Source organism: Acinetobacter sp. CY17 (assembly GCF_059515825.1).
The window spans coordinates 1-25447 of record NZ_JCAKMX010000025.1 but is presented as its reverse complement, the minus strand read 5'-3'; the positions used below and the strand labels follow the sequence as shown (position 1 = coordinate 25447).

Genomic DNA, 25447 nt, shown 5'->3' with positions numbered 1-25447 from the left:
ATACTTATAATCTTCTTTAATCATTCCTATAAAAAAAAAGATGGGTTTGTTGCTTTATTAAGCAAAAAAAAGCACATCTTTCAGATGTGCTTAAAAGAGCTAAACTAATCTTATTAACCGGTGTTGCGTAAACCGGCTGCAATACCTGCAATACTGACCATTAAAGCATGATCCACTGGGGTATGTTCAGCTTGGTTTTTGGCTAAATAATCACGGCGACGCTTCATGAGTTCTGCTTGCAATAAATGCAGTGGCAAGATGTAAGGCTTACGCACTTTCATAGATTGATCTAGTACATCATTGCTGCTTAACAGTTTAGATTCACCTTTAAGACTCAGTAAGCTTTCTACAGCATCACGTAAGCGTTGACGTAACTCTTCACCTAAAACTTTGAGGTGTTCATCCTCAGTTAAGTGCGATTCATAATACAGGGCAATATTGCCATCAGCCTTGGATAACACCATTTCCAACATATCAATTAAAGTTTGGAAATATGGCCATTGTTCTAGCATTTCATCAAGCAGGGCTTTTTGACCTTGTTCGGTGACTTGGTTGATGGCTGCACCAGTACCAAGCCATGCGGGTAACATTAAACGGATTTGCGTCCAAGCAAATACCCAAGGAATGGCGCGTAAAGATTCAATACCACCACTGACTTTACGTTTAGCTGGACGTGAACCAAGCGGCAGCATTTGCAGTTCAAGTTCTGGCGTCACGGTGCGTAGATATTTGACGAAATGCGGATTGTCTCGTACCGTTTGACGATATACCTGTACCGATAAATCGGTCATTTTATGCATTAGCTCACGCCATTCAGCTTTAGGTACAGGTGGTGGCAACAGGGTCGCTTCTAAAGTTGCCGCGGTATAAACCTCAAGGTTTTGCAGGGCAATGCCTTCTAAGCCAAACTTAAAGCGAATCATCTCGCCTTGTTCGGTGACACGAATAGCACCTGAAATAGAACCCGGTGGTTGTGAGAATAAAGCTTGCTGGGTCGGTGCACCGCCACGACTAATGGAACCACCGCGACCGTGGAACAAGGTGAGCTGTACGCCGTGACTTTGCGCCACTGCAGTCAGTTCTTCTTGCGCACGGTACTGTGCCCAGTTGGCAGACATAAAGCCAGCATCTTTAGCTGAATCTGAGTAGCCAATCATCACTTCATGTTTGGCCTGAATATGCTGTTTATACCAGTGCATATTAAATAAGGTATTCATGGTGCTGGCTGCACCATCTAGATCTTTTAAGGTTTCAAACAGCGGAACGACACGTAGTGCTTTTTGAATTCCTGCCTCTTTTTGCAATAACAACACCGCTAAAACATCACTTGGATATTCGGCCATAGAAATAATATACGCGCCTAAAGACTCGCTTGGCTGCTCAGCCAATGTACGCATGGTGGCAAATACTTCTTGTACATCAGGATGCTCAATTAAGCTTTGTGTTGGCTCATTTAAATGTTTAGGCAGCAATGGACGTTTACTTTGTAATTCTTGTAATAAGAAGTTTTGACGCGCTTGCTCCGTCCAAGTTTCAAAATTTCCTAAGCCTAAATACTCAGTAATGGCAGAAATCGCCTGACGATGACGACCAGATTCTTGGCGAATATCGAGTTTAAGTAATTCAATACCAAAGCAATTAACGCGGTGGATAAAATCTAACAATTGCGCATTGGCGATCTCTGCCAAATTACACTGCATAAGTGAGCGATGACAGAGCAGTAAAGGCGCGAGAATCTCGTCTTTACTGGTAATTACACGTGGATCATCCACCACCTCATTGCCTTGTAATTTTTGTGCTAACCAGTTGCGTGTGGCTTTTAAACGATCACGAAGATCACGTAAAGCTTCACGATACGGTTCTGGATGGGCATGTCCTAAAGATTGGCGTAGCTCTTCGCTTGATTCTTGTAAAGATAGCTCCCAACGTAGTGCTTCAATATCGCGTAAATATAAATCTGCGGCTTTCCAACGCGATAACCAGAGCACTTCTTGAGTAATCTTATGCGTGACATTGGGGTTGCCATCACGGTCACCGCCCATCCAAGAGGCAAAACGCACCGGCGCTACATTCAGTGGTAAGGTTTGGCCACAATGCTCAAGCACCATTTGATCGAGTTCACGAATAAATTTAGGTACTGCATTCCAAAGCGTTTGTTCAATGGTGGTAAATCCCCATTTAGCCTCATCCACAGGTGTTGGACGATGTTGACGGATTTCATCAGTTTGCCAAGCAGAACAGACCAATTGCTTAAGTTCGGTGAGGGTCGCTTCACGTTCACGCGGGGTGAGTTTTTGTTGGTCAAACTTAGTCAGGCAATCATTAATGCCATCATATTTTTGAATTAAGGTACGGCGGCTGACTTCGGTTGGATGCGCGGTCAGTACCAATTCAATATTTAACTCACAGATTTGTTTAAATAAAGTGTCGCTTGAAATTTGCTTTTCTTTAAATTTAGCAAATAAATGGTCGAGTGGATTTGGTGAGGGTGCATCGACATCAAATTCGCTTTGACGACGGCTGCGTACCACATGATATTGCTCAGCAATATTGGCAAAGTTTAAGAAATGGGTAAAAGCACGCGTGAGCGGTAAAATCTCATGGTCTTCTAAACTAGATAATAGTTGTTCGAGTTGTTTTTCTGCTTCAACTTGACCATCTCGTGCCCCTTTAGATAGTGCACGAATCTGCTCAACCTGATTAAACAAATCTTGCCCTGCATGTTCTTTTAAAGTTTCACCTAGCAAATTCCCAAGTAGGCGTACATCTTCGCGCAGAGGAGCTGCAATTTGTTGAACCATGGTGGTGTTCTCCCTTTCTTATTGTCATGACTATAACTTTATTCGGTTGTCGAAAAAGCCTTGCCCCTACAAAAGTCGATAAAGCTTTGTTTATTTCTTCAACATTTTGTAGGCTAAAATACCTTTTGAGTATTACCCTTGTGCATATATGCCCCATGTTGGGTATATATCAGGCAATATATAGCACAGCTAGAAAAATAAATGGGTCTGACCACTCACATTGCTCTATAATTTAACGCAGATTCAATGGATATGAACGTTAAATTGACACGCTGATTTTGTTGCGATTTTTATGAATAATCAGGTGCGAAATGAGGAAAATTTCAATATAGTAGCCGCTGATTCTTGCAACTCATCCGCCCATCGGCAAATAGGCGACATCGATAACAACAAGATGCCGTTTTCTGAGGTTCATCTAAATGGCTCAAGACGATTTAACAAAGCAACGTCGTATGATTGCGATGGCTTATGTACTCATGTTTTTAGCATTATTTAGCGTTATTACAGGCTTGGTAGCTTATTATTTAGCGCGTAATGTCACTCAAGCAGCAAGTACCGAAGTATGGCTCAATGCGCAAGCCCTTTGGGTAATGCGTAGTACCTTGCTGTATTTAATTTTGGCAGTATTCGCCTCTCTTTGGTTTATTCCTTTAAACTTCTTTTATTGGGATAGCTATCTTTGGGTCACTGCTTGTACCGTGATTGGTGTAGTGTTTGCCTTGATTGCATTTTTATATTTGCTGAATGCTTGGCTCAAAGGCATTGCACGTTTTATGAAAAATAAGCCCGTTTTTTGATCGGTTTAAATTTTTTGTACTGCAGCCCTTGTAAAAGACAAGCTCTACCCCAATTTCAGACCACAGTTCAGTATTTTAATTATTCCGTGAGGAGCATCGCCTGCCATGGCTAAACGTGATTATTATGAGGTTTTAGGTGTTGCTAAAACCGCTAGTGATGATGAAATTAAAAAAGCCTACCGTAAGTTGGCGATGAAGTATCACCCTGACCGTAATCCGGACAATCCAGAAGCCGAAGAGAAGTTTAAAGAAGCTTCTGAAGCTTATGAAGTTTTGTCAGATACCGAAAAACGCAGCATGTACGACCGTATGGGCCATCAAGCATTTGAAGGCGGTATGGGTGGTGGCGGCGGCTTCGGTGGTGGCTTTAGCGCCGAAGACATCTTTAGTCAATTTGGTGACATCTTTGGTGGTGCATTTGGGGGCGGTGGCCGTCAACAGCAGCGTCAACGCCGTGGCTCAGACTTACGCTATGTCATGGAGTTAACTCTTGAAGAAGCTGTAAAAGGTGTGAAAAAAACCATTACCTTTACAGCGCCGGCACCATGTGAGCCATGTGGTGGTAAAGGTTCACAATCTCCAAATGATGTTGAGACATGTAAGACTTGTCATGGTTCAGGTCAAGTGCGTATGCAGCAAGGTTTCTTTGCGGTACAGCAAACCTGTAGCACCTGTCGTGGCCAAGGTAAAATCATTAAGAACCCATGTAAATCATGTCATGGTTCAGGTGTCGCCGATCGTCAGCAAACTTTAGAAGTAACGATTCCAGCCGGTGTAGATAACGGTGATCGCGTACGCTTAAGTGGTAAAGGCGAAGCGATTCGTGATGGTCAATCAGGTGATTTATACGTAGAAGTTCAAGTGCGTGAGCATGAAATCTTCCAACGTGATGGCGCTGATCTTTACATGGATGTACCCGTTTCAATTGCAGATGCTGCATTAGGTAAAGAGATTGAAATTCCAACTCTTGAGGGTCGCGTAAGCTTAAAGGTTCCTGAGGGTACGCAAACCGGCAAGTTGTTCCGCTTACGTGGTAAGGGGGTAAAACCAGTGCGTCACAACATGCAAGGTGATTTGCTGTGCCGTATCGTGGTCGAAACGCCAGTGAACTTAACCTCACGTCAACGTGATTTACTCAAAGAGTTGCAAGCAACCTTTGAAGGCGAAGAAGGTAGTAAATCATCACCAAAGAAAAAATCATTCTTTGATCGATTATTTGATTAAAAATTCTTAAAAAAAGGCATCTACGGATGCCTTTTTTTATGGCAAAAATAGCCTAATTTTTGTGAGTTTTGGGCAAGAGTTTTGCTATAGTAAAGCGCATTAAAACGCAACATTAGGAAAATGTGATGTCAGCAACTCCACGTATTGGGATCTTGGGTGCCGGCGGTCGTATGGGCCGTATTTTAATTCAAGCTGTGCAAGAAGCAGGCTACCAATTGGCTGCGGCGGTTGAACGTCCTGAAAGTAGTTTACTCGGTGCAGATGCAGGTGAGCTTGCCGGTGTGGGTACTTTAGGGGTGAAAGTTGTTGGCAATTTAGCTGATGTAGTTCAGGATTGTGATGTGGTGATTGACTTTACTGCACCTGCTGCCACGGTAAATCATCTTAAAATTTGCCGTGAACATGGTGTTGCAATCGTCATTGGCACGACAGGTATGAACGATGAGCAAAAAGCGTATTTAGATGAATCCGCAAGCCAAACCCCAGTGGTTTATGCAGCTAATTACTCAGTTGGCGTTAACGTATCAATTAAACTGTTAGAGCTGGCATCTAAAGTCTTTGGCGATACAGTAGATATTGAAGTGATTGAAGCCCATCACCGCCATAAAGTGGATGCACCATCGGGGACAGCACTGATGATGGGTGAAGCGATTGCTGATGCTTTAGGTCGTGATTTAAAGCAAGATGCGGTTTATCATCGTGAAGGGCATACTGGTCCACGTGAACGTCAAAGCATTGGTTTCCAAACCATTCGTGGTGGTGATATTGTTGGTGAGCATACTGCCATGTTTATTGGTGAAGGTGAGCGTGTAGAAATCACCCATAAAGCGACGAATCGTATGAACTTTGCTGCAGGTGCAGTACGTGCAGCGGCTTGGGTGGTCGGTCGTGATGCTAAAAAATACGATATGAAAGATGTATTAGGTTTTAACGAGATTAAAATCTAAAAGATTAAATTAAAAAAACCCGCAAGCTGCGGGTTTTTTTATGCCTCAAGATTAATCAGCATCTGTTTTAGATTTATAACTATAGGCATAGTTATAGCCATAACTTGCGCCCACTTCACGTTGTACATCATTTAAGAGAATACCGTTGACTTTCACGCCCATTTGTTCAAAGCGATTGACAGTTAACTCAAGCTCTTTCATTTGTGTCTTCGCATAGCGTGCAATGACCAAATTGACACCCGTATATTGTGAAATAATCAAGCTATCTGTCACTGCAAGTACAGGCGGTGTATCAATAATGACGTGATCATACTGTGACGAAAGCTCTTCCATCAAGCGCACAAATTGCTCTGAACCTAATAATTCAGAAGGATTAGTTGGGCTCTTGCCACGTGCCATGAAATCAAGATTCACAACTTCTGATTTTTGAATCAATTTTTCAGTTGCTAGCTCTTGTCCATTTAAGTAGCTTGATAGGCCAAGATTGTTATTTGAGTCTTTAAAGTATTGGTGTAAATAACCACGGCGCATATCGCCATCAATTAATAATACACATTTACCACTTTGTGCCAAAATCGTGGCTAAGTTAACCGAAATAAACGATTTACCCACTTCAGGTGCCGGACCTGAGATCATAATAATATTATTTTTGGCATTGCCTAGCGCAAAGTGAATCGCGGTACGCATACTGCGTAAGCTTTCAACGGCTAAGTCATCACTATTTTTAATGGCTAAAATAGGTAAGAACTTCTTCTTCTTGAGTAATTTAAAGTGACCTTCTTGGATACTAGAACGCGGTACTGTTGCATAAACAGGTAAATCCAACTCAGTTTCAATTTGACCTGAGTTTTTAACACCAGAACGTAACATATTGCGTAATAGCGCGAGTAAAGTCCCTAAGAAACCACCTAAGAATAAGCTTAAAATTAAGATTTGCAGTTTCTTTGGTGCAATTGGCTTAATCGGTGCGACTGCTTGGTCAATAATGCGCACATTACCAATCTCGCCCGCCTTTGCAATCCGTAATTGTTGGTATGAGTTTAATAGACCTGTATACAGTTGTTGGCTCACTTCAACTTCGCGATATAACTGTAAATAACGACGTTGTAAATCTGGCAGTTGTTTAAGCGTTGCTTCTAAATCACTGATGCGTTGCGTTACAACACCGAGCTGTGCATTAATTTCTTGCATAGCTGGATGTTCATTGGTGTATTTAGCAGATAGCTCAGCTTGACGTTGTTGCAGCTGTGCTTTTTGTTGCTCTAAAGTTATACTTTGACTTAAATACAGCTCAGATTCTTTGGTGACATCTACTGTATTTGATTGCTCACGGAAGGTGTTGAATTCACGTTCTGCTGAATCTAATTTTTCTTTTAGCTCTGGCAGCTGTTCATCTAAGAAACTTAAAGTTTGCGCAGTTTCCGCCGAACGGCGTTCAATATTTTGTTTGCTGTAGGCTGCTAAAATCTCGTTTAAAATACGCGTGATTTGTGCCTTATCTTGACCTTGATAATTTAGGCCTAAAATACCGGTAAGTTTGCCTTTTTCAGCCACAGAATAATTAGCTGTTAAGCGATCCATAGCAGCAGGTAAAGACAATTTTCTAATCTGATAACTATCATTAATTTGATCTTGGCTATAAATGGCAATATTCCATAAACCATATTCAGAGCTAATTTGATTATTTTGATTCAGCTTACCGTTAATTAAGATCTGCTGAGTGGTACTATCACTTAAACTAAAATTTTGACCATCAATATTTAAAATTAAGCTCTGGTCGACAAAATGTGCTGGAACCTTAAATTCACGCACATTAAAGCTTTTCTCATTATCACGAAAGATGACCGCATCTTTATGATGTTCGGTTTTATACAGATGTTCTCTAGTTAAACGATCAATAAAGCCATTTTGTAAACCTTGGATATTTAAATCAAGATTTAATTCTTGAATCACAGACCCCAATACTAAACGCGATTTTAAGATTTCGATTTCAGCTTGTGCTGGCTGCTTTTGATCGACCATATCGGACAGATCACCCAATAAAGCCGCTGAAGCCCCTTTACTTTCTTCAACTTGAACTAAGGCATTGACCGCGTAAGTATCAGGTGTAGTACGTAAATATAGTAGGGCACATACTAAACTTAAGATCGTGCATAGGGCGATTAATTTCCACTGGGCTATTAAAGAAAAGAATAGCTCTTTTAAATCAATCGTATCTTCCGTTTTGTCGCTTTGGCTCATAATCGTAAATTATCAAAAGTTAAATATAGTTTTTCCAATCAGCAATACAACGTTGTATTAGCTGACAGGTTTGATCAAACATGGCTTGGTCATGTTGATATGGATCGGCAACATCACATTGTTGCCAGTGCCCCAAACGAAAGGTTTTGCCCTTAGCAAAAGGCCACGTATGCTCAATATGTTTTTGTTGATTTTGACTCATCACTAAAACAAGATCGGCTTGTTTAAGCATGTCACCAGTTAATTTTTTGGCAATATGGCCTTGCATATCAATATTTAAGCGTTGCATACACAGCAAAGCTTTGTCATCGGCAGGGTGACCGCTTAAACCTTGAATACCCGCAGAATGAATCTGGAGTGTTGGAAACTCTTGTTTGAGTAAATATTCAGCCATGGGGCTACGACAGATATTACCTACGCAAACCACTAAAATATGTTGAAAGTTCATTACTGGCCTAAACGATCAAGATTATATAAGGCGTTTGAGAATGGAATAATTTGGTTCACAACACGCTGCCAACGTGCTAAACCTGATACATCAATATAGACAATATCATTGGCACGCATTTTAAACTGATTGGCCAAACCAAAATCACCAATGCTTGTTAAATCAATATGATAAACCTCGGTACTGCCATCACTTGGATGGCTACGCACCACATAGATCTTACTACGACTGCCAGACAGTGGATTCAACCCTTGGCTTTCACCTAACACGTCACCTAAGCTCATGCCTTGATCACGCATGGCGAGAGACTGATTTTTACCGGCCTCACCCATGATATAAACTTTTTGGTTTTCGCGTGAATTAACATACAAGGTGTCATTAGGTTGAATCAGCAGTTTATGCAAAGATAAACCAGCGCGTTCTAGCTCAATACTATTTAAGTGATAACTTTGACCCTGACGGACTAAGGTAATTGAAGTGTTATCTCCAAGCTGAGTATTTACACCACCCGCTAAACCTAATGCAGTATAAACGCTGGTCGGTTGGTCATTTAAATAAAACTGACCGCCTTTCATGACGTTACCTTGTACAGAGTAACGTTGTCCTTCATAAGAGAGGACACGTGCAATGACATCAGGGGTTTTTAAATAACGGGCTAATTGACTGCGTAATTCTTGGTTAACCTGCTGAATACTTTTGCCCGCAGCTTTATAGCGTCCAATAATTGGAAATTGAATATAACCTTGTGAATCAATTTGGTAACCATTTGCTTGTACAGATTGATCTGAAGAGACCGATGTCACAGGCGGGGTAATTTCGGGGTAAGCCCATAAGTAAATTGATAGGATATCACCGCTACTCAGGCGATAATTTTTATGAGTATGATTAAATAAATGTGCGTAATCTTGGCGAATATTGATTTGCGCAGGCTGCACTGCAGTTAATGATTCAGGGGTGATTTTGACTACATTTACTTGAGAACCAAGTTCAGTTTGGTATACACCTTCCTTTGGTAAATCATACGTTTGCAGACCGGAGGTAACTGCGCAACCCGTTACGGCTACACCGAAAGTGAGTAGAAATAAAGATTGGTAAAGTTTCACCCGAAGTCCTATATAAATCATTAATTTTGTAGATTTTTAGCGCAAAATTTTACTTAAAAGAAGCATCTTGCTTGAGCTGTAATCATATAGAGTCTTGACGTAAGATCAAGTCTTGTTAATAAATAATCGAGCTAAGTTGTTTAGAGATATAAAACGTAACAAAATGTTCCATAAATCTTACCTAAATCGATCAAAAATGTCTTTGTATATGCTGCATATATAAAATAAGTTTTAATGTTTTATTAATTTGCATAGCATTTATTATAAGTGAACTTAATCCAAATGAAAATTATCTATTTTATTTAAAAGGCATAAAAAATTAATTTAATTTCTGCTATATTATGTCCGGCTTTAGCTGCTTGACTCTTTATATAAATAAAAGGCTGTAGAATGTTACAACTGTCGGAAATTAAAATTGCCATTATTGGTTTAGGTTATGTGGGCTTACCTTTAGCTGTAGAATTTGGTAAAAAAGTACCCGTTGTTGGTTTTGATATTCATCAAAAGCGTATTGATGAACTTAAAAGTGGTCAAGATCATACCTTAGAAGTATCACCAGAAGAATTAGCACAATCTACTCATTTAAGCTATACAGCGACTTTAGAAGATCTAAAAGATTGTAACTTTTTTATTGTAACTGTACCCACCCCGATTGATGAATTTAAACAACCAGATTTAACCCCGTTAGTCAAAGCATCACAAAGTATTGGTCAAGTACTGAAAAAAGGCGATATTGTTGTTTATGAATCAACAGTATACCCAGGTGCAACGGAAGAGAGTTGTATTCCTGTATTAGAACAAGTATCAGGTCTAAAATTTAATCAAGATTTCTTTGCCGGTTATAGTCCTGAGCGGATTAACCCAGGTGATAAATTACACCGTGTGACCAATATCTTAAAAATTACCTCGGGTTCTACGCCTGAAGTTGCTGACTTTGTGGATCAAGTTTATAACTTGATTATTGAGGCGGGCACGCATAAAGCGGCAAGTATTAAGGTAGCTGAAGCCGCTAAAGTGATTGAAAACACCCAGCGTGATGTGAATATTGCTTTGATCAATGAATTGGCTGTGATCTTTAATAAAATGGGCATTGATACTGAAGCAGTATTAAAAGCAGCTGGTACCAAGTGGAATTTCTTACCCTTCCGTCCAGGTTTGGTGGGTGGTCACTGTATTGGTGTTGACCCGTATTATTTAACCCATAAAGCACAAGCGATTGGTTATCATCCTGAGATTATTTTAGCAGGGCGCCGTTTAAATGATGCCATGGGTGCTTATGTGGTGACTCAACTTGTTAAAGGTATGATTAAGAAAAAAATTCAAGTTGAAGGTGCTAAAGTTTTAGTGCTTGGTTTGAGTTTTAAAGAAAACTGCCCAGATATTCGTAATACTAAAATTATTGATATTGTGCATGAGCTACAAGAATATCATATTCAAGCAGATGTTTATGATCCGTGGGTGGATGTTGCTGAAGCACAGCATGAATATGGCATTACCCCAGTACAAAGCTTAGAACAAGGTCAATATGACGCGGTAATTTTAGCGGTAGCACATGATCAATTTAAAGTGATGGGTAGCGACGCAATTCGTGCTTTAGGTAAAGCTGAGCATATTTTATATGACTTAAAATATGTGCTTGATCAAGCTGAATCTGACCTTCGTTTATAATTTTTAAGGAATACTAAGAATGAGCCAATATCAAACTATATGTGAGCAATTAAAGCAAGATCCTAAAACTTGGTTAGTGACAGGGGTGGCTGGTTTTATTGGCTCTAATCTTTTAGAAACCTTATTAAAATTGAATCAAACAGTTGTGGGTTTAGATAACTTTGCCACGGGGCATCAGCATAATTTAGATGAAGTACAGTCTTTAGTAAGACCAGAACAATGGACTAAATTTAGTTTTATTGAAGGTGATATTCGTGAGTTTACTGACTGTCAAAAAGCATGTACTGGGGTTGATTATGTACTACACCAAGCAGCTTTAGGTTCTGTACCTCGCTCAATTGCTGACCCGATTACCACCAATGAAACCAATATTAGTGGTTTTTTAAATATGCTGACTGCTGCGCGTGATGCAAACGTTGCAAGTTTTACTTATGCAGCAAGTAGTTCGACTTATGGTGATCATCCTGCATTACCCAAGGTAGAAGAGAATATTGGTAATCCTTTATCGCCTTATGCGGTAACTAAATATGTCAATGAACTATATGCTGATGTATTTGCGCGTAGTTACGGCTTTAAAGCGATTGGTTTACGTTATTTTAATGTATTTGGTCAGCGCCAAGATCCAAATGGTGCTTATGCTGCGGTGATTCCAAAATGGACGGCTGCGATGATTGCGGGCGATGATGTATTTATTAATGGCGATGGCGAGACCAGTCGTGATTTTTGTTTTATTGACAATACTGTACAAGCCAATATTTTAGCTGCAACGACAGAAAATGATGCTGCTAAAAATCAGGTTTATAATGTTGCAGTAGGTGACCGTACCACTTTAAATGAATTATTTAATACTATTAAAGTTGCATTAAATGAAAATGGTGTGACATATACGAAAGAGCCAGTTTATCTTGACTTCCGTGTTGGTGATGTACGTCACTCACAAGCCAGTGTAGAAAAAATTAGCATTTTTCTAAAATATATACCTACTCATGAGATTAGAAAAGGTATCGATATTTCAATGAAATGGTATAAGCAAAATATAAAATAATGAAACAAAATATATTATTTGCCTTGCTTGCCAATCTAGTAAATGCTGGTTTTTCTTGGTTAATGCTGCTTTTTATTATTAGATTGGGTAGTAAGGAAGATATTGGTATATTCGGTTTAGCTCAGGCAATAGCTTTACCAATTCATATGTTTTTTACATTAAAGTTAAGAACAATACAGCTATCTGATATACATAATAAGTATAAAGAAGAGGATTATATTGGTTCTCGTTTATATTTAGCTTTGGGTAACTTAATATTTACTGTTCTAATAGCATTTGTTTTTTATTTTGATTATATAGATTATATAGCAGCAATATGTGCTTTAGCTTTAAGCTATTCTGCAGCTATTTTTAGGGAGCATTATATTTCTGTTTATCAAATTAATCAGCTAAACAAATATTTTTTTATTTCTAACCTGACTCAAGGTATTTTATCGTTTTTAGTTTTTGCTTTGTTATTTTATTTTTCCAAAAATATTATTTATTCAATTCTGTTTTATTCTTTATCTAAATTATTATTAATAGCGATTGATAGTTTGCTATATAAAAGAATATCAGATCAGAAGTCATTGAAACTAATATATAATTTTATTTCTAATAAAAACAATTTTTTTAGTCTTGTTAAAATAGGTATCCCTTTAGGTATAACTGCAGTAGTTTCAGCTTTCTTTACTTCGATCCCTAGATTTCAATTGGAGGAATTTCATGGTCTAGAGGCTTTGGGCGTTTTTACTACAATTATGTCTCTAATTGTCATTCTAAATTTGTTTATGAGCTCATTTATACAAGCTATTTTAACTAAAATGACTAAGTTATACTCTGATAACTTAAGTTTGTTCATAAAAAGCATTATAAAGCTAGTTTTTTTAATGACGGTTTTATTTTCTGTGTTTATTTTATTTGTATATAATTTTTCTTTTGAGATATTGAAAATTGCTTTTGGTGATGATTATATATCTTATCAATCAGAGTTTTTTTTAGCTATGATATCAGGTGTGGTTTTATGCTATTTTCATCTCACTAATTTTCTTTTAAATGTTCAAAAAACATATAAAGAGCAAATATATATTTATATTTTTTCCGCACTATCTTGTTTGGTTTCTTCGTACTATTTAATACCAATTTTGGGTATTAATGGAGCAATTTATTCTACTATTATTTGCTCTTTATTCGGAGTGTTAGGATCATTATTTACGTTTATATTTTTTTTGAATAATAAAAAAATATAGATTTAGTTTTATTGAAGATTCAAATTATGATTAGATTCGGATTTTATTTTTTCTCTACTGTTGTTGTGTTATTAGGTCTTTTAAAATCTAGTATGTGGTGGTTAATTATACTTCCACTGTGTTTTTTATTTTCTAGTATTTTATTTCCTAAAGTTTATTCTCTCTCAAAGCATAGAACTATTTATTTAATCTATTTAGTGATTGCATTTATAAGATACAGCTTTATACCATTTTTATTTATAATGTCAGATGGTGATTACCAAAACTATCTACTAAGAGATGTATCAGAAAGAATTTTAGAAGTAGCAAGTATCTTAATGATAATAGAATTACTATTTTGTATGTTCTTAATTCAGTTGTTTTCTAATGATAATTTGAAAATCAAAAAAAATAAAATATATAAGCTAACAAAAAATTATTTTCTAATATTTCTAATATTTCTAATATTTCTAATATTTCTAATATTTCCTGAATTAAAGTCAAGGTATAACTTTATATTTATTCCAGAGGAGCTTATTAAGCCCGAGTTAGATATTCTTGGAGCTGGATTTTTATCTATATTGGCAGACTATGTACTAATTTTACCTCCGCTTTTATTCTTCAATTATTTTTTAACTAATTACTATAAGGATAAGAGTTATAAGCATATTGTAATGCTGCTAGTTAGTTTTATTCCATTTTTACTATTTTTTAAAGGAATTAGTAGGTTTAGTGCTTTGTTACCAGCTATTGCTTGGTTAATAACATTCTCATTGGTACTACCAAAATATAAAAAGGTTGCAACATTAACAATTATGAGTTCAGTTTTTATTGTTATGCTCTCAGTAACCCTATTCAAACAATTTGGTTATCATTCAGCTAATACGTCAACAGATATAGATTTTAACTGGGGCGAAATGGCAATAACATTTAATGCATATTTCTCAGGTATATATAATGTTGCTTATGTGGTAGATATTGAGAATATATATAATATGAACTCAGGTTTTATTTTGTTTATAAATGATTTTTTGAAAAATATAGCAATGTTTAGTGTATTTTCTGATTCAAACTCTACAACAGGTTATTATTTTAATAATTATATATATAGTAAATCTGGACAAGCAGATCAAATTATTCCTATTGTGGGACAATCTTATTTGTATTTTGGGTATGGTGGGTTTGTAATAATGCCAGCCTTATGTGTTTTAGGGATGATTATATGTGAAAGAAAAATATATGATATAAGTAGTTTAAATTTTTTATTTCCAGTGGCATTATTAGCAGTTTATTTTTCATTATCTATGATGGTTAGTTTAAATAGCTTATATCCTGCTTTATTTAACTTTATTTTGCCATTACTTATTATATTAAAGGTTAACGAGTTTTTTTCAAAGGTTAAAGTTAAATGAAAGTATTCTTTTTCGACTTTACAATAAATTTTGGTGGTGCTCCGCAAGGTAGTTTATACCTAATGTCGCGGCTTAAAGAAGAAGGTGTTAATGTTGCTATTGTAGATGTGTATGGAAAGTCACAGCAATATAAAGATAGAGCATTATCTTATGACTTAGACTACTTTACTATACATCCCGATGCAAAAAATATCTCTATTGGACATAATAATAAGCCTTGGCTTAGAATTTTATCAATGCTTAAACAAAGTAAAGATTTTTTTAAAATTTTAGTAAACTTGTATAGTTTTATTAAAAAACATAAACCAGAATTTTTTATTGTTAACAATGAAAAATCATTATTCTTTCTAAAGTTGATTAAGCATATTTTTAATTTTAAAATAATTTTATATTTTAGAAGTGAAGGTTTGCCATCTCAATTAAAACCTAGATTTGTCAAATCATTAATCAATGATACAGATCACATTGTTGCACATTCTAAAAAAGCAATCGAAAACTTAAAAAATGCTAATGTTCCACACAGTAAACTTACTTTTATCCCTAACTGTATTGAAATTGATAGATTTGAGGTGCCAGAGCTAAGTAAAGACTTACCAAATAGAAATAATTTCAGGTTAATTTTAGCGGCTGCAAGACCTGTAAAAGAAAAGGGACATCATATTGCAATACAGGCTATTTATGAACTTAAGAAAAAAAATATACATGTAGACCTATTGATACCTGGTATTGTGCCTACAGGTGTTGATAATAGTTACTACGAGTACCTTCAAGATCTAATTAATAAATTTGATCTAAAAGAAAATATATATTTTATTGGTTGGCGTGAAAATCTAATAGCAGATATTGTACAATGTGATGCAGTAGTTTTACCAAGTCATACAGAGGGTTTTCCGCGTTCCGTCATTGAAGCGATGTTGCATAAAATACCTGTTATCGCAACTCCAGTAGGTGGAATTCCTGAAGCTATAGAACATTGTAAGACTGGTATGTTATTTGAAGTGGACAATACCAATCAACTTGTTGATAATCTTGAGTTAATTATTAGCAACAATGATCTAAGAGAAGATATTATTCATAATGCCTTTATATATAGTCATGATTATTTTCATCCACAGAATAATACCAAAGGTATAATTTCAGTATTAGAGAAAGTGTAGTTATCTATGTCATCACCATTAGTTTCCATCATGATGCCTGCATATAATGCAGAGAAAACCATTCTAAAAGCTTTAAAGTCTTTACAATATCAAACTTATGAGAATTGGGAGTGTATTGTTGTTGATGATGGATCTTTAGATAATACTGCTAAAATTGTTCTTTCATTAAATGATCAGCGTATCAAACTTATTTCCCTAGAAAAAAATATGGGTCGTGGGTACGCTAGACAAGTAGCTTTGGACAATAGTTCTGGGTCTTATATAGCGATGCTCGATGCGGATGACTGGTATTATTCGACGAAGTTACAAGATCAAATTGAAGTATTCAATCAATATCCTGAAGTTGCTGTTGTATCTTGTGGTATGGCAGTTACTGACGTAGAAGGTAATATCGTTGGTGTACGCAGTTTAGGTAATGGTGCTATTAAGACTTTCAATAAGCCTACAACTGTTCCAGTTCCTCATGCTCCTACAATGTATAAAAAAAGTATAGCACTTAATACACAATATGATCCAAACTTCAAACTAGCACAGGATGTTGACTTCCTAAGACGTATTATGCTTCATCAAAAATATGTTCTTTTACCTAATATTGGATATGTTTATGAGGAGCAACAATCTAATTTACCTAAAAAAGTAATGCAAGGTTACTATTATAGCGCAAAGGGGTATATTAAATTCTTTGATCAATATCCATTGTATAGTATTTTTAAATCAACTTTAGAGATAGTAAAAATATTAAGACTAGGTTTATATACTTTTCTAGGAAAGTTTGAAAAACTAATTAAAGCACGTTCTGTAGGCCCATCGATTCAGCAAAGCGAGGAATTTTTGCTAGAGCTAAAATGCTTAAGTGAATATAAAAAATGAAAGTTCTACACCTCATTAAGACAACTTCTGGCGCCTCTTGGGCATTAAAGCAGATTGAAGAGCTTACTAAACTCGGTTGTGAAATTCATGTGGTACTCCCTGATAACAATGGTTTAGCAAAAAAGTACATTGAAAAAGGAGCTGAAGTACATATTTTAAATGTGGATTTCGCATCTTTAATTAAGCGTCCGAATAGTTTTCTCAAAAATATAAGAATATTTAGAAAACTATTAAATGAACTTAAACCCGACATAGTACATTCTCACTTTGTTGCAAATACAGTATTTATGCGTATAGCTATGAAAGGATTAAATATTAAAAGAGTTTTCCAAGTTGCTGGTCCGTTGCATCTAGAAAAAAATCTTACAAGAGCCCTAGATTTAAATCTAGCTAATCAATATGATTATTGGATACCAACGTGTAGTCTTTCAGAAAAAATTTATTTATCTTCAGGAATTAAAAAAGATCGTCTAATGATGACCTTTTATGGAACTGATATATCGACATATTATAAGAAAGAAAAAGGAATACTGAGGGATGAGTTTAATATCCCTGAAGATGTTAAAATAGTTGGTATGGTTGCATACGCTTATGCTCCTAAAAAGTGGTTAGGGCAAAATCGAGGTTTAAAAGGTCATGAAGATTTAATAGATGCAATGGAAATTGTTATAGCATCTAATCCTAAGGTAAAGTGTGTGATAGTGGGCGGACCATGGGTAGGTGCAGATAACTATTTTCAATCTATTGTTGAATATGGACATAAAAAATTAGGGGAAAAAATTATATTTTTAGGGACACGTAAAGATGTACCAGATTTATATCCAGATTTTGATGTCGTAGTTCATCCTTCACACTCAGAGAATCTTGGGGGAGCTGGAGAGTCTCTTTTAATGGAAGTGCCAACAATAGCAACTAATATTGGTGGTTTTCCTGATATTGTAAAACCAAATAGTACGGGGTGGTTAGTACCTAAACAAGAACCTGAAAAACTTGCTGAAACTATCATTGAAGTATTATCGGATACTCATAAAGCTCGTAGTTTTGCTATAGAAGGAAGTAAGCAAGTAAAGCACAGTTTAGATGTTAAAAAAACATCCAAAGATGTTTATGAATTCTATAATAAAATTTTGGGTAAAGTATGTTAAAACGCCTACTAGATATTATTATTGCAGGTACTGCATTAATTTTACTTTCCCCTTTATATGCTTTTGTGGCTTATAAAGTAAAAAAGAACTTAGGTTCACCTGTATTATTTCGTCAAGTACGTCCAGGTTTACATGGTAAGCCTTTTGAAATGATTAAATTTCGTACCATGAAAGATGCAGTAGATGCCAATGGCCAGCCACTACCAGATAGTGAGCGCTTAACTCCATTTGGTAAAATGCTACGCTCGACCAGTTTGGACGAAATGCCCGAACTTTGGAACGTCATTAAAGGCGATATGAGTGTAGTTGGCCCACGTCCATTGTTAATGGAATATGTCCCTTTATATAACCAAGAACAAGCCAAACGCCATAATGTACGTCCGGGTATGACAGGTCATGCACAGGTTAATGGTCGTAACGCCATTAGCTGGGAAGAAAAATTTAAACTTGATACTTGGTATGTCGAAAATCAATCGATTTGGCTAGATTTTAAAATCATGTTTAAAACCGTATATAAAGTACTGGCAAAAGATGATATTAGTGCCGAAGGCGAGGCAACCATGACTAAGTTTACCGGTACAAAAAATAAGGATGATATAAAGTGACATTATTAATTGGTGTTTACGGCGCAAGTGGTTTTGGTAAAGAAGTTATGCCATTAGCAAGACAACAGTATCCAACCTTAGCCAAAGAAAATTTTGTATTTATTGATGATGGGCAAGCTGGTCAAACACTAAACAGTTACCCAGTGCTAAGTTATGCTGATTTTCTACAACATTCAGCAGTCAATAAAGCCGTTACAATTGCCATTGCCAATAGTCAAGTGCGTGAAAAACTAGTCAATCGTTTGAATCAAGATGCGATTCAGCATTTAGCCATTCAAGCAGCGAACACTGTACTGCTAGATGAAGTTGTAATAGGTGAGGGTAGCTTACTCTGCCCATTTACTTGCTTAACTTCAAATATCAAAGTTGGTAAGTTTTTCCATGCCAATATTTATAGTTATGTTGCCCATGACTGCGTAATTGGAGACTATGTCACATTTGCCCCAGGGGTAAAATGTAATGGCAATATTCATATTGAAGATCATGCCTATATTGGTACAGGTGCAGTCATTAAACAAGGTACGCCAGATCAACCTTTAGTAATTGGTCGCGGTGCAATTGTGGGTATGGGCGCGGTTGTAACCAAAAGCGTACCCGCTGGGGTAACAGTTGTAGGTAACCCTGCACGTATTTTAGAGAAAAAATAATTTTATTTTAGGAATCATCATGTTAAACACTGCATTTGAACCATGGCCTAGCTTTACCCAAGCGGAAGCTGATGCTGTTTCTCAAGTTTTATTGTCAAACAAAGTAAACTATTGGACAGGACAAGAATGCCGTGAGTTTGAAAAAGAATTTGCCCAATATGCACAAACCAAATATGCAGTGGCATTGGCAAATGGCACGGTTGCCTTAGATGTTGCTTTAAAAGCACTAGGCGTGGGTGCAGGCGATGACGTGATTGTAACTTCACGGACCTTTTTAGCTTCGGCAAGCTCAATTGTCACCGCTGGGGCAAATCCTATTTTTGCAGATGTAGAACTCGATTCACAAAATATTTCACGCCGTACCATCGAAGCAGTACTGACCCCAAATACCAAAGCCATTATTTGTGTGCATTTGGCAGGTTGGATGTGCGATATGGACCCGATTATGCAACTTGCCCAAGAAAAAGGCATTTTTGTAATTGAAGACTGTGCCCAAGCGCATGGTGCTAAATACAAAGGCAAATCTGCCGGTTCTATTGGTCATATTGCAGCATGGTCATTCTGCCAAGACAAAATTATGACCACCGGTGGTGAAGGCGGTATGGTCACCACCAATGATGAACATCTTTGGAAAAAAATGTGGTCATATAAAGACCATGGTAAAAACTTTGACAGCATTTACAACAAACAACACCCACCGGGTTTCCGTTGGTTGCATGATTCGTTTGGTACCAACTGGCGCATGATGGAAATGCAAGCAGTGATTGGTCGTATTCAATTACAACGCATGCCAGAATGGACCGCACAGCGTAATGCCAATATGCAAACCATCTATGCAGCATTTGCCGATAGCCCTTATTTTACGGTGCATCAGCCTTCAGAACAATATGGACATGCGGCTTATAAATGCTATGTTCAAGTAAATATTGAACAATTGCCACAAGGTTGGTCGCGTGATCGTATTATGGCTGAAATTAATGCACTGGGTGTGCCATGCTTTAGTGGTTCATGCTCAGAAGTGTACTTAGAACATGCTTTTGATGATACACCATGGCGTCCAGCACAACGCTTAAGCAATGCCAAGCAATTGGGTGAAACTAGCTTAATGTTCTTAGTACATCCAACTTTAAGCCAAGATAGCATGGCAAAAACTGTAGCAGTGATTCAACAGCTAAAACAAAAAATTTAAACTTAATAATATTTGGTTTAGGTCAAGTTTAGCTTGACCTAAATTTAAATTTTTATACCCGTAAGCGATATCACTTTTTTCAAAAGCTATATCGTTTTTGTATAGACCATCGAGTAAAGAATCTGTGAAGTCCATCATTCTCCGTGTTGTAGAATCCCCACGTTTGGCAAAACAAAGCTTTTTGGCTGTGTTGGATTTTGCCGTTTTTCCTATTTTAATTTGGTTATGTTATGCATTACGCGAATTTAACTTAGGTGCTGAGGTCGTGCCTAATGTTGCCTTTGGCTCTATTTGGGTAAGTGGACTGGCAGTGGCCGCTTTGGCTATCTGTGGTATTTATCGTTTTATTGTGCGCAGCTTTAACGAAGCATTGATTACCCGTTTAGCCTTTGCCACGGGTTTAACAGTGGTTAGCTTATTTGTTTTAGCCTATTGCACGCATGCATTTATTCCAACTTCAATTCCATTGATGTTTGGTTTTATGATGTTTGCTTGGATTTGGTTTAGCCGTGGTGCAATTCGCTTTTTGGTGCGTGCCTATACCCATAGCAATACTTTGCGTAAACGTGTGGCAATTTATGGCGCAGGTTATGCAGGGCAACAAGTTGCAGCAACCTTGCAGCGTTCTGATGAACATACTGCGGTGTTTTTCTTAGATGATAATCCATCTTTAGCACGTCAAATGATTGGTGGCTTACGTGTCTATGCGCCTAAAGATGCTTTAGCACAGTTTGAAAAACAAAATATTGATGAAATTTTAATTGCACTACCTTCGGTTAGTCGGGTGCGTAAAAGTGAAATTGTAAAATTTTTAGAACCAGCACATATCAAAATTACCGAAATTCCAGGTTTAACCAAATTGGTAGATGGTGAAATTCGTATCTCTGATATTCAAGAAGTGGATATTATTGATTTACTTGGTCGTGATCCTGTGCCACCAGTACAGCATTTGCTGACTAAGAATATTAAAAATAAAGTGGTGATGGTCACAGGCGCGGGCGGTTCTATTGGTTCAGAACTGTGTCGTCAGATTATTAAAAATCAGCCCACTAAGCTTGTGATTTATGAGCTGACCGAATTTGCTTTGTATAGTATCGACAAAGAATTAGGTTTAAATAGCCAAATTGAGATTATTCCGGTTTTAGGCTCTGTGCTTGATCAAGCCAAATTAGAACGTGTGATTGAGCAGTATGCCGTTCAGACGGTTTATCATGCAGCGGCCTATAAACATGTACCTTTAGTGGAATGTAACCCTATTGCAGGTTTACAAAATAACTCAGTAGGTACGGCATTTAGCGTAAATGCTGCGGTTAAAAAAGGCGTAGAAACTTTTGTACTCATTTCCACCGATAAAGCTGTGCGTCCAACCAATGTGATGGGTGCATCCAAACGTATGGCAGAGCTCTATTGTCAGGCTATGGCAGCGGCACAACAAAAAACGCAGATTAGTATTGTGCGTTTTGGTAATGTACTCGGCTCATCAGGTTCGGTCGTGCCATTATTTAAGCAGCAAATTGCCAAAGGTGGCCCAATTACTGTGACGCATCCAGATGTCACGCGTTACTTTATGACTATTCCTGAAGCATCACAGTTAGTGATTCAAGCGGGTGCTTTGGGTACGGGCGGTGATGTATTTTTATTAGACATGGGTGAGCCTGTGCGTATTCAAGATCTAGCACGCCAAATGATTGCTTTAAGTGGTTTAAAAGTGCGTGAAGAGGGCAGTATGAGCGGTGATATTGCAATTGAATATTCAGGTTTACGTCCGGGTGAAAAACTCTATGAAGAGCTATTAATCGATCAAGAAGATACCGAAATTACTGAACACAGCCGAATTTTACGTTCATTTGAAAAGCAGTATCCTTTAGATGAGTTACTTGTTGTATTTGAACGTTTAAATCAGTTAACTGCAGTAGACGATGATATTCAATGGGCACTTACTCAGCTTGAGCATTATGTTGATGGTTATCAACGTGGCAAAGAGATTAGAGTCAATTAAGGATTAATATGAGTACAATTTTAGTTACAGGTGGAGCAGGTTATATTGGCTCACACACTTGTTTACAACTGTTAGAGCAAGGTTATCAGGTTGTCGTCTTAGATAATCTAGCCAATAGTTCGATTGAAGCGCTTCATCGTGTACAACGCCTTGCGAATAAAGTGCTGACGTTTATTGAGGGTGATATTCGCGATAGTCATCTGCTTGATCAAATTTTTAATGACTATCAAATTGATGCAGTCATTCATTTTGCGGGTTTAAAAGCGGTAGGTGAGAGGTAAGCATCCGCTGAACCCCATACCTATTTTTTAATTTTGGTCGGGTTGCCACCGGTGTGGCAGTAATTCTTCAATTTGGGTCACTTTGTGTGTCGGTAGCCTTTTCAGCACATCACTTAAATAGGCATACGGATCCAAGCCATTGAGCTTTGCTGACTGGATTAAAGTCATGATATTGGCAGCTCGTTGGCCACTGCGCAGCGAGCCAGCAAACAGCCAGTTCTTGCGTCCTAAGGCCCAAGGTCGCATCTGATTCTCTACCCAATTGCATTACGCGAATTTAACTTAGGTGCTGAGGTCGTGCCTAATGTTGCCTTTGGCTCTATTTGGGTAAGTGGACTGGCAGTGGCCGCTTTGGCTATCTGTGGTATTTATCGTTTTATTGTGCGCAGCTTTAACGAAGCATTGATTACCCGTTTAGCCTTTGCCACGGGTTTAACAGTGGTTAGCTTATTTGTTTTAGCCTATTGCACGCATGCATTTATTCCAACTTCAATTCCATTGATGTTTGGTTTTATGATGTTTGCTTGGATTTGGTTTAGCCGTGGTGCAATTCGCTTTTTGGTGCGTGCCTATACCCATAGCAATACTTTGCGTAAACGTGTGGCAATTTATGGCGCAGGTTATGCAGGGCAACAAGTTGCAGCAACCTTGCAGCGTTCTGATGAACATACTGCGGTGTTTTTCTTAGATGATAATCCATCTTTAGCACGTCAAATGATTGGTGGCTTACGTGTCTATGCGCCTAAAGATGCTTTAGCACAGTTTGAAAAACAAAATATTGATGAAATTTTAATTGCACTACCTTCGGTTAGTCGGGTGCGTAAAAGTGAAATTGTAAAATTTTTAGAACCAGCACATATCAAAATTACCGAAATTCCAGGTTTAACCAAATTGGTAGATGGTGAAATTCGTATCTCTGATATTCAAGAAGTGGATATTATTGATTTACTTGGTCGTGATCCTGTGCCACCAGTACAGCATTTGCTGACTAAGAATATTAAAAATAAAGTGGTGATGGTCACAGGCGCGGGCGGTTCTATTGGTTCAGAACTGTGTCGTCAGATTATTAAAAATCAGCCCACTAAGCTTGTGATTTATGAGCTGACCGAATTTGCTTTGTATAGTATCGACAAAGAATTAGGTTTAAATAGCCAAATTGAGATTATTCCGGTTTTAGGCTCTGTGCTTGATCAAGCCAAATTAGAACGTGTGATTGAGCAGTATGCCGTTCAGACGGTTTATCATGCAGCGGCCTATAAACATGTACCTTTAGTGGAATGTAACCCTATTGCAGGTTTACAAAATAACTCAGTAGGTACGGCATTTAGCGTAAATGCTGCGGTTAAAAAAGGCGTAGAAACTTTTGTACTCATTTCCACCGATAAAGCTGTGCGTCCAACCAATGTGATGGGTGCATCCAAACGTATGGCAGAGCTCTATTGTCAGGCTATGGCAGCGGCACAACAAAAAACGCAGATTAGTATTGTGCGTTTTGGTAATGTACTCGGCTCATCAGGTTCGGTCGTGCCATTATTTAAGCAGCAAATTGCCAAAGGTGGCCCAATTACTGTGACGCATCCAGATGTCACGCGTTACTTTATGACTATTCCTGAAGCATCACAGTTAGTGATTCAAGCGGGTGCTTTGGGTACGGGCGGTGATGTATTTTTATTAGACATGGGTGAGCCTGTGCGTATTCAAGATCTAGCACGCCAAATGATTGCTTTAAGTGGTTTAAAAGTGCGTGAAGAGGGCAGTATGAGCGGTGATATTGCAATTGAATATTCAGGTTTACGTCCGGGTGAAAAACTCTATGAAGAGCTATTAATCGATCAAGAAGATACCGAAATTACTGAACACAGCCGAATTTTACGTTCATTTGAAAAGCAGTATCCTTTAGATGAGTTACTTGTTGTATTTGAACGTTTAAATCAGTTAACTGCAGTAGACGATGATATTCAATGGGCACTTACTCAGCTTGAGCATTATGTTGATGGTTATCAACGTGGCAAAGAGATTAGAGTCAATTAAGGATTAATATGAGTACAATTTTAGTTACAGGTGGAGCAGGTTATATTGGCTCACACACTTGTTTACAACTGTTAGAGCAAGGTTATCAGGTTGTCGTCTTAGATAATCTAGCCAATAGTTCGATTGAAGCGCTTCATCGTGTACAACGCCTTGCGAATAAAGTGCTGACGTTTATTGAGGGTGATATTCGCGATAGTCATCTGCTTGATCAAATTTTTAATGACTATCAAATTGATGCAGTCATTCATTTTGCGGGTTTAAAAGCGGTAGGTGAGAGGTAAGCATCCGCTGAACCCCATACCTATTTTTTAATTTTGGTCGGGTTGCCACCGGTGTGGCAGTAATTCTTCAATTTGGGTCACTTTGTGTGTCGGTAGCCTTTTCAGCACATCACTTAAATAGGCATACGGATCCAAGCCATTGAGCTTTGCTGACTGGATTAAAGTCATGATATTGGCAGCTCGTTGGCCACTGCGCAGCGAGCCAGCAAACAGCCAGTTCTTGCGTCCTAAGGCCCAAGGTCGCATCTGATTCTCTACCCAATTATTGCAAATCGGTAGATTGCCATCATCCAGATAGCGGCTTAAAGCTGGCCAACGCTTCAGCGTGTAATTGATGGCCTTGGCGGT

General features: G+C 37.7%; 19 protein-coding genes and 4 pseudogenes. 17 read left to right on the top strand and 6 right to left on the bottom strand.

Annotation, left to right across the window (positions count from 1 at the left end; genetic code table 11):
- Positions 1–113: 113 nt before the first annotated feature.
- Positions 114–2801 carry a phosphoenolpyruvate carboxylase gene (gene ppc, locus AC5YCI_RS14275; protein WP_496175748.1) on the bottom strand — a complete coding sequence of 896 codons (2688 nt, stop codon included), beginning with the start codon at positions 2799–2801 and terminating at the stop codon, positions 114–116.
- Positions 2802–3220: 419 nt separating this feature from the next.
- Between ppc and AC5YCI_RS14270 the strand changes: the two genes are divergently transcribed.
- The 3 genes from AC5YCI_RS14270 (at position 3221) to dapB (ending at position 5769) form a co-directional block, all read left to right on the top strand.
- Positions 3221–3598: a hypothetical protein gene (locus tag AC5YCI_RS14270; RefSeq protein ID WP_496130773.1), complete on the top strand. Its 378-nt coding sequence runs from the start codon at positions 3221–3223 to the stop codon at positions 3596–3598.
- Between the two features lie 105 nt (positions 3599–3703).
- Positions 3704–4822, top strand: a complete 1119-nt coding sequence (gene dnaJ, locus AC5YCI_RS14265; protein WP_496130772.1) for a molecular chaperone DnaJ — start codon at positions 3704–3706, stop codon at positions 4820–4822.
- A 125-nt stretch (positions 4823–4947) separates the two neighbouring features.
- On the top strand, positions 4948–5769 hold the full coding sequence (gene dapB, locus AC5YCI_RS14260; protein ID WP_168401728.1) for a 4-hydroxy-tetrahydrodipicolinate reductase: 822 nt from the start codon (positions 4948–4950) through the stop codon (positions 5767–5769).
- A gap of 51 nt (positions 5770–5820) precedes the next feature.
- On the opposite strand, the gene AC5YCI_RS14255 is transcribed toward dapB, so the two are convergent.
- From AC5YCI_RS14255 to AC5YCI_RS14245, 3 genes are read right to left on the bottom strand one after another with little or no spacing between them, the layout of a single operon-like run.
- The gene (locus AC5YCI_RS14255; protein WP_496175747.1) at positions 5821–8010 is read right to left on the bottom strand and encodes a polysaccharide biosynthesis tyrosine autokinase; all 2190 of its coding nucleotides are present in this window, start codon (positions 8008–8010) and stop codon (positions 5821–5823) included.
- 19 nt (positions 8011–8029) lie between these two features.
- Positions 8030–8458 (bottom strand): low molecular weight protein-tyrosine-phosphatase, encoded by a 429-nt coding sequence (locus tag AC5YCI_RS14250; protein WP_122900947.1) that lies wholly within the window; start codon positions 8456–8458, stop codon positions 8030–8032.
- Positions 8458–9561, bottom strand: a complete 1104-nt coding sequence (locus AC5YCI_RS14245; RefSeq protein WP_496175746.1) for a polysaccharide biosynthesis/export family protein — start codon at positions 9559–9561, stop codon at positions 8458–8460. The genes AC5YCI_RS14250 and AC5YCI_RS14245 overlap by 1 nt, the downstream gene beginning before the upstream one ends.
- Positions 9562–9951: 390 nt before the next feature.
- Here AC5YCI_RS14245 and tviB point away from each other — a divergent pair, with 390 nt between their 5' ends.
- The 12 genes and pseudogenes from tviB to AC5YCI_RS14185 all read left to right on the top strand — a co-directional run.
- Positions 9952–11229: a Vi polysaccharide biosynthesis UDP-N-acetylglucosamine C-6 dehydrogenase TviB gene (tviB, locus tag AC5YCI_RS14240; RefSeq protein ID WP_496175745.1), complete on the top strand. Its 1278-nt coding sequence runs from the start codon at positions 9952–9954 to the stop codon at positions 11227–11229.
- Between the two features lie 19 nt (positions 11230–11248).
- The gene (locus tag AC5YCI_RS14235) at positions 11249–12274 is read left to right on the top strand and encodes an NAD-dependent epimerase/dehydratase family protein (protein ID WP_496175744.1); all 1026 of its coding nucleotides are present in this window, start codon (positions 11249–11251) and stop codon (positions 12272–12274) included.
- Positions 12274–13503 (top strand): oligosaccharide flippase family protein, encoded by a 1230-nt coding sequence (locus tag AC5YCI_RS14230; protein ID WP_496175743.1) that lies wholly within the window; start codon positions 12274–12276, stop codon positions 13501–13503. The genes AC5YCI_RS14235 and AC5YCI_RS14230 overlap by 1 nt, the downstream gene beginning before the upstream one ends.
- A gap of 92 nt (positions 13504–13595) precedes the next feature.
- Entirely contained in the window at positions 13596–14894 is a 1299-nt protein-coding gene (locus tag AC5YCI_RS14225; protein ID WP_496175742.1) for an O-antigen polymerase, read from the top strand.
- Entirely contained in the window at positions 14891–16051 is a 1161-nt protein-coding gene (locus AC5YCI_RS14220) for a glycosyltransferase family 4 protein (protein WP_496175741.1), read from the top strand. Before AC5YCI_RS14225 ends, AC5YCI_RS14220 begins: the two co-directional genes overlap by 4 nt.
- A gap of 6 nt (positions 16052–16057) precedes the next feature.
- On the top strand, positions 16058–16921 hold the full coding sequence (locus AC5YCI_RS14215; protein ID WP_496175740.1) for a glycosyltransferase family 2 protein: 864 nt from the start codon (positions 16058–16060) through the stop codon (positions 16919–16921).
- The gene (locus AC5YCI_RS14210; RefSeq protein ID WP_496175739.1) at positions 16918–18066 is read left to right on the top strand and encodes a glycosyltransferase family 4 protein; all 1149 of its coding nucleotides are present in this window, start codon (positions 16918–16920) and stop codon (positions 18064–18066) included. The genes AC5YCI_RS14215 and AC5YCI_RS14210 overlap by 4 nt, the downstream gene beginning before the upstream one ends.
- A complete protein-coding gene (locus AC5YCI_RS14205; protein ID WP_496175738.1) occupies positions 18060–18671 on the top strand; it encodes a sugar transferase in 612 nt (203 codons plus the stop codon). The genes AC5YCI_RS14210 and AC5YCI_RS14205 overlap by 7 nt, the downstream gene beginning before the upstream one ends.
- The gene (locus tag AC5YCI_RS14200) at positions 18668–19318 is read left to right on the top strand and encodes an acetyltransferase (RefSeq protein WP_496175737.1); all 651 of its coding nucleotides are present in this window, start codon (positions 18668–18670) and stop codon (positions 19316–19318) included. Before AC5YCI_RS14205 ends, AC5YCI_RS14200 begins: the two co-directional genes overlap by 4 nt.
- Before the next feature lie 19 nt (positions 19319–19337).
- Positions 19338–20507 (top strand): DegT/DnrJ/EryC1/StrS family aminotransferase, encoded by a 1170-nt coding sequence (locus AC5YCI_RS14195; protein WP_496175736.1) that lies wholly within the window; start codon positions 19338–19340, stop codon positions 20505–20507.
- A 124-nt stretch (positions 20508–20631) separates the two neighbouring features.
- Complete coding sequence (locus tag AC5YCI_RS14190) at positions 20632–22506, top strand: polysaccharide biosynthesis protein (RefSeq protein ID WP_496175735.1); 1875 nt, start codon at positions 20632–20634, stop codon at positions 22504–22506.
- 8 nt (positions 22507–22514) lie between these two features.
- A pseudogene (locus AC5YCI_RS14185) lies at positions 22515–22781 on the top strand (SDR family NAD(P)-dependent oxidoreductase); the annotation flags it as partial.
- A 33-nt stretch (positions 22782–22814) separates the two neighbouring features.
- Here AC5YCI_RS14185 and AC5YCI_RS14180 read toward each other — a convergent pair.
- Positions 22815–23051: pseudogene (locus AC5YCI_RS14180) on the bottom strand (transposase domain-containing protein); the annotation flags it as partial.
- Between AC5YCI_RS14180 and AC5YCI_RS14175 the strand changes: the two are divergent.
- Positions 23052–24818 (top strand): annotated as a pseudogene (locus AC5YCI_RS14175) (polysaccharide biosynthesis protein); the annotation flags it as partial.
- A gap of 8 nt (positions 24819–24826) precedes the next feature.
- Positions 24827–25093: pseudogene (locus tag AC5YCI_RS14170) on the top strand (SDR family NAD(P)-dependent oxidoreductase); the annotation flags it as partial.
- A 33-nt stretch (positions 25094–25126) separates the two neighbouring features.
- On the opposite strand, the gene AC5YCI_RS14165 reads toward AC5YCI_RS14170, so the two are convergent.
- A partial coding sequence (locus AC5YCI_RS14165; RefSeq protein WP_496175544.1) for an IS66 family transposase occupies positions 25127–25447 on the bottom strand: 321 nt, incomplete at its 5' end.

Excerpts from the sequence above, each read along its gene's own strand:
- AC5YCI_RS14215 (WP_496175740.1), top strand. The coding sequence starts at position 16,058 with ATGTCATCACCATTAGTTTCCATCATGATGCCTGCATATAATGCAGAG.
- AC5YCI_RS14195 (WP_496175736.1), top strand. The coding sequence starts at position 19,338 with ATGTTAAACACTGCATTTGAACCATGGCCTAGCTTTACCCAAGCGGAA.
- tviB (WP_496175745.1), top strand. The coding sequence starts at position 9,952 with ATGTTACAACTGTCGGAAATTAAAATTGCCATTATTGGTTTAGGTTAT.
- AC5YCI_RS14210 (WP_496175739.1), top strand. The coding sequence starts at position 16,918 with ATGAAAGTTCTACACCTCATTAAGACAACTTCTGGCGCCTCTTGGGCA.
- AC5YCI_RS14220 (WP_496175741.1), top strand. The coding sequence starts at position 14,891 with ATGAAAGTATTCTTTTTCGACTTTACAATAAATTTTGGTGGTGCTCCG.
- AC5YCI_RS14250 (WP_122900947.1), bottom strand. The coding sequence starts at position 8,458 with ATGAACTTTCAACATATTTTAGTGGTTTGCGTAGGTAATATCTGTCGT.
- AC5YCI_RS14230 (WP_496175743.1), top strand. The coding sequence starts at position 12,274 with ATGAAACAAAATATATTATTTGCCTTGCTTGCCAATCTAGTAAATGCT.
- ppc (WP_496175748.1), bottom strand. The coding sequence starts at position 2,801 with ATGGTTCAACAAATTGCAGCTCCTCTGCGCGAAGATGTACGCCTACTT.
- AC5YCI_RS14270 (WP_496130773.1), top strand. The coding sequence starts at position 3,221 with ATGGCTCAAGACGATTTAACAAAGCAACGTCGTATGATTGCGATGGCT.
- AC5YCI_RS14225 (WP_496175742.1), top strand. The coding sequence starts at position 13,596 with ATGTGGTGGTTAATTATACTTCCACTGTGTTTTTTATTTTCTAGTATT.
- dapB (WP_168401728.1), top strand. The coding sequence starts at position 4,948 with ATGTCAGCAACTCCACGTATTGGGATCTTGGGTGCCGGCGGTCGTATG.
- AC5YCI_RS14205 (WP_496175738.1), top strand. The coding sequence starts at position 18,060 with ATGTTAAAACGCCTACTAGATATTATTATTGCAGGTACTGCATTAATT.
- AC5YCI_RS14255 (WP_496175747.1), bottom strand. The coding sequence starts at position 8,010 with ATGAGCCAAAGCGACAAAACGGAAGATACGATTGATTTAAAAGAGCTA.
- dnaJ (WP_496130772.1), top strand. The coding sequence starts at position 3,704 with ATGGCTAAACGTGATTATTATGAGGTTTTAGGTGTTGCTAAAACCGCT.
- AC5YCI_RS14235 (WP_496175744.1), top strand. The coding sequence starts at position 11,249 with ATGAGCCAATATCAAACTATATGTGAGCAATTAAAGCAAGATCCTAAA.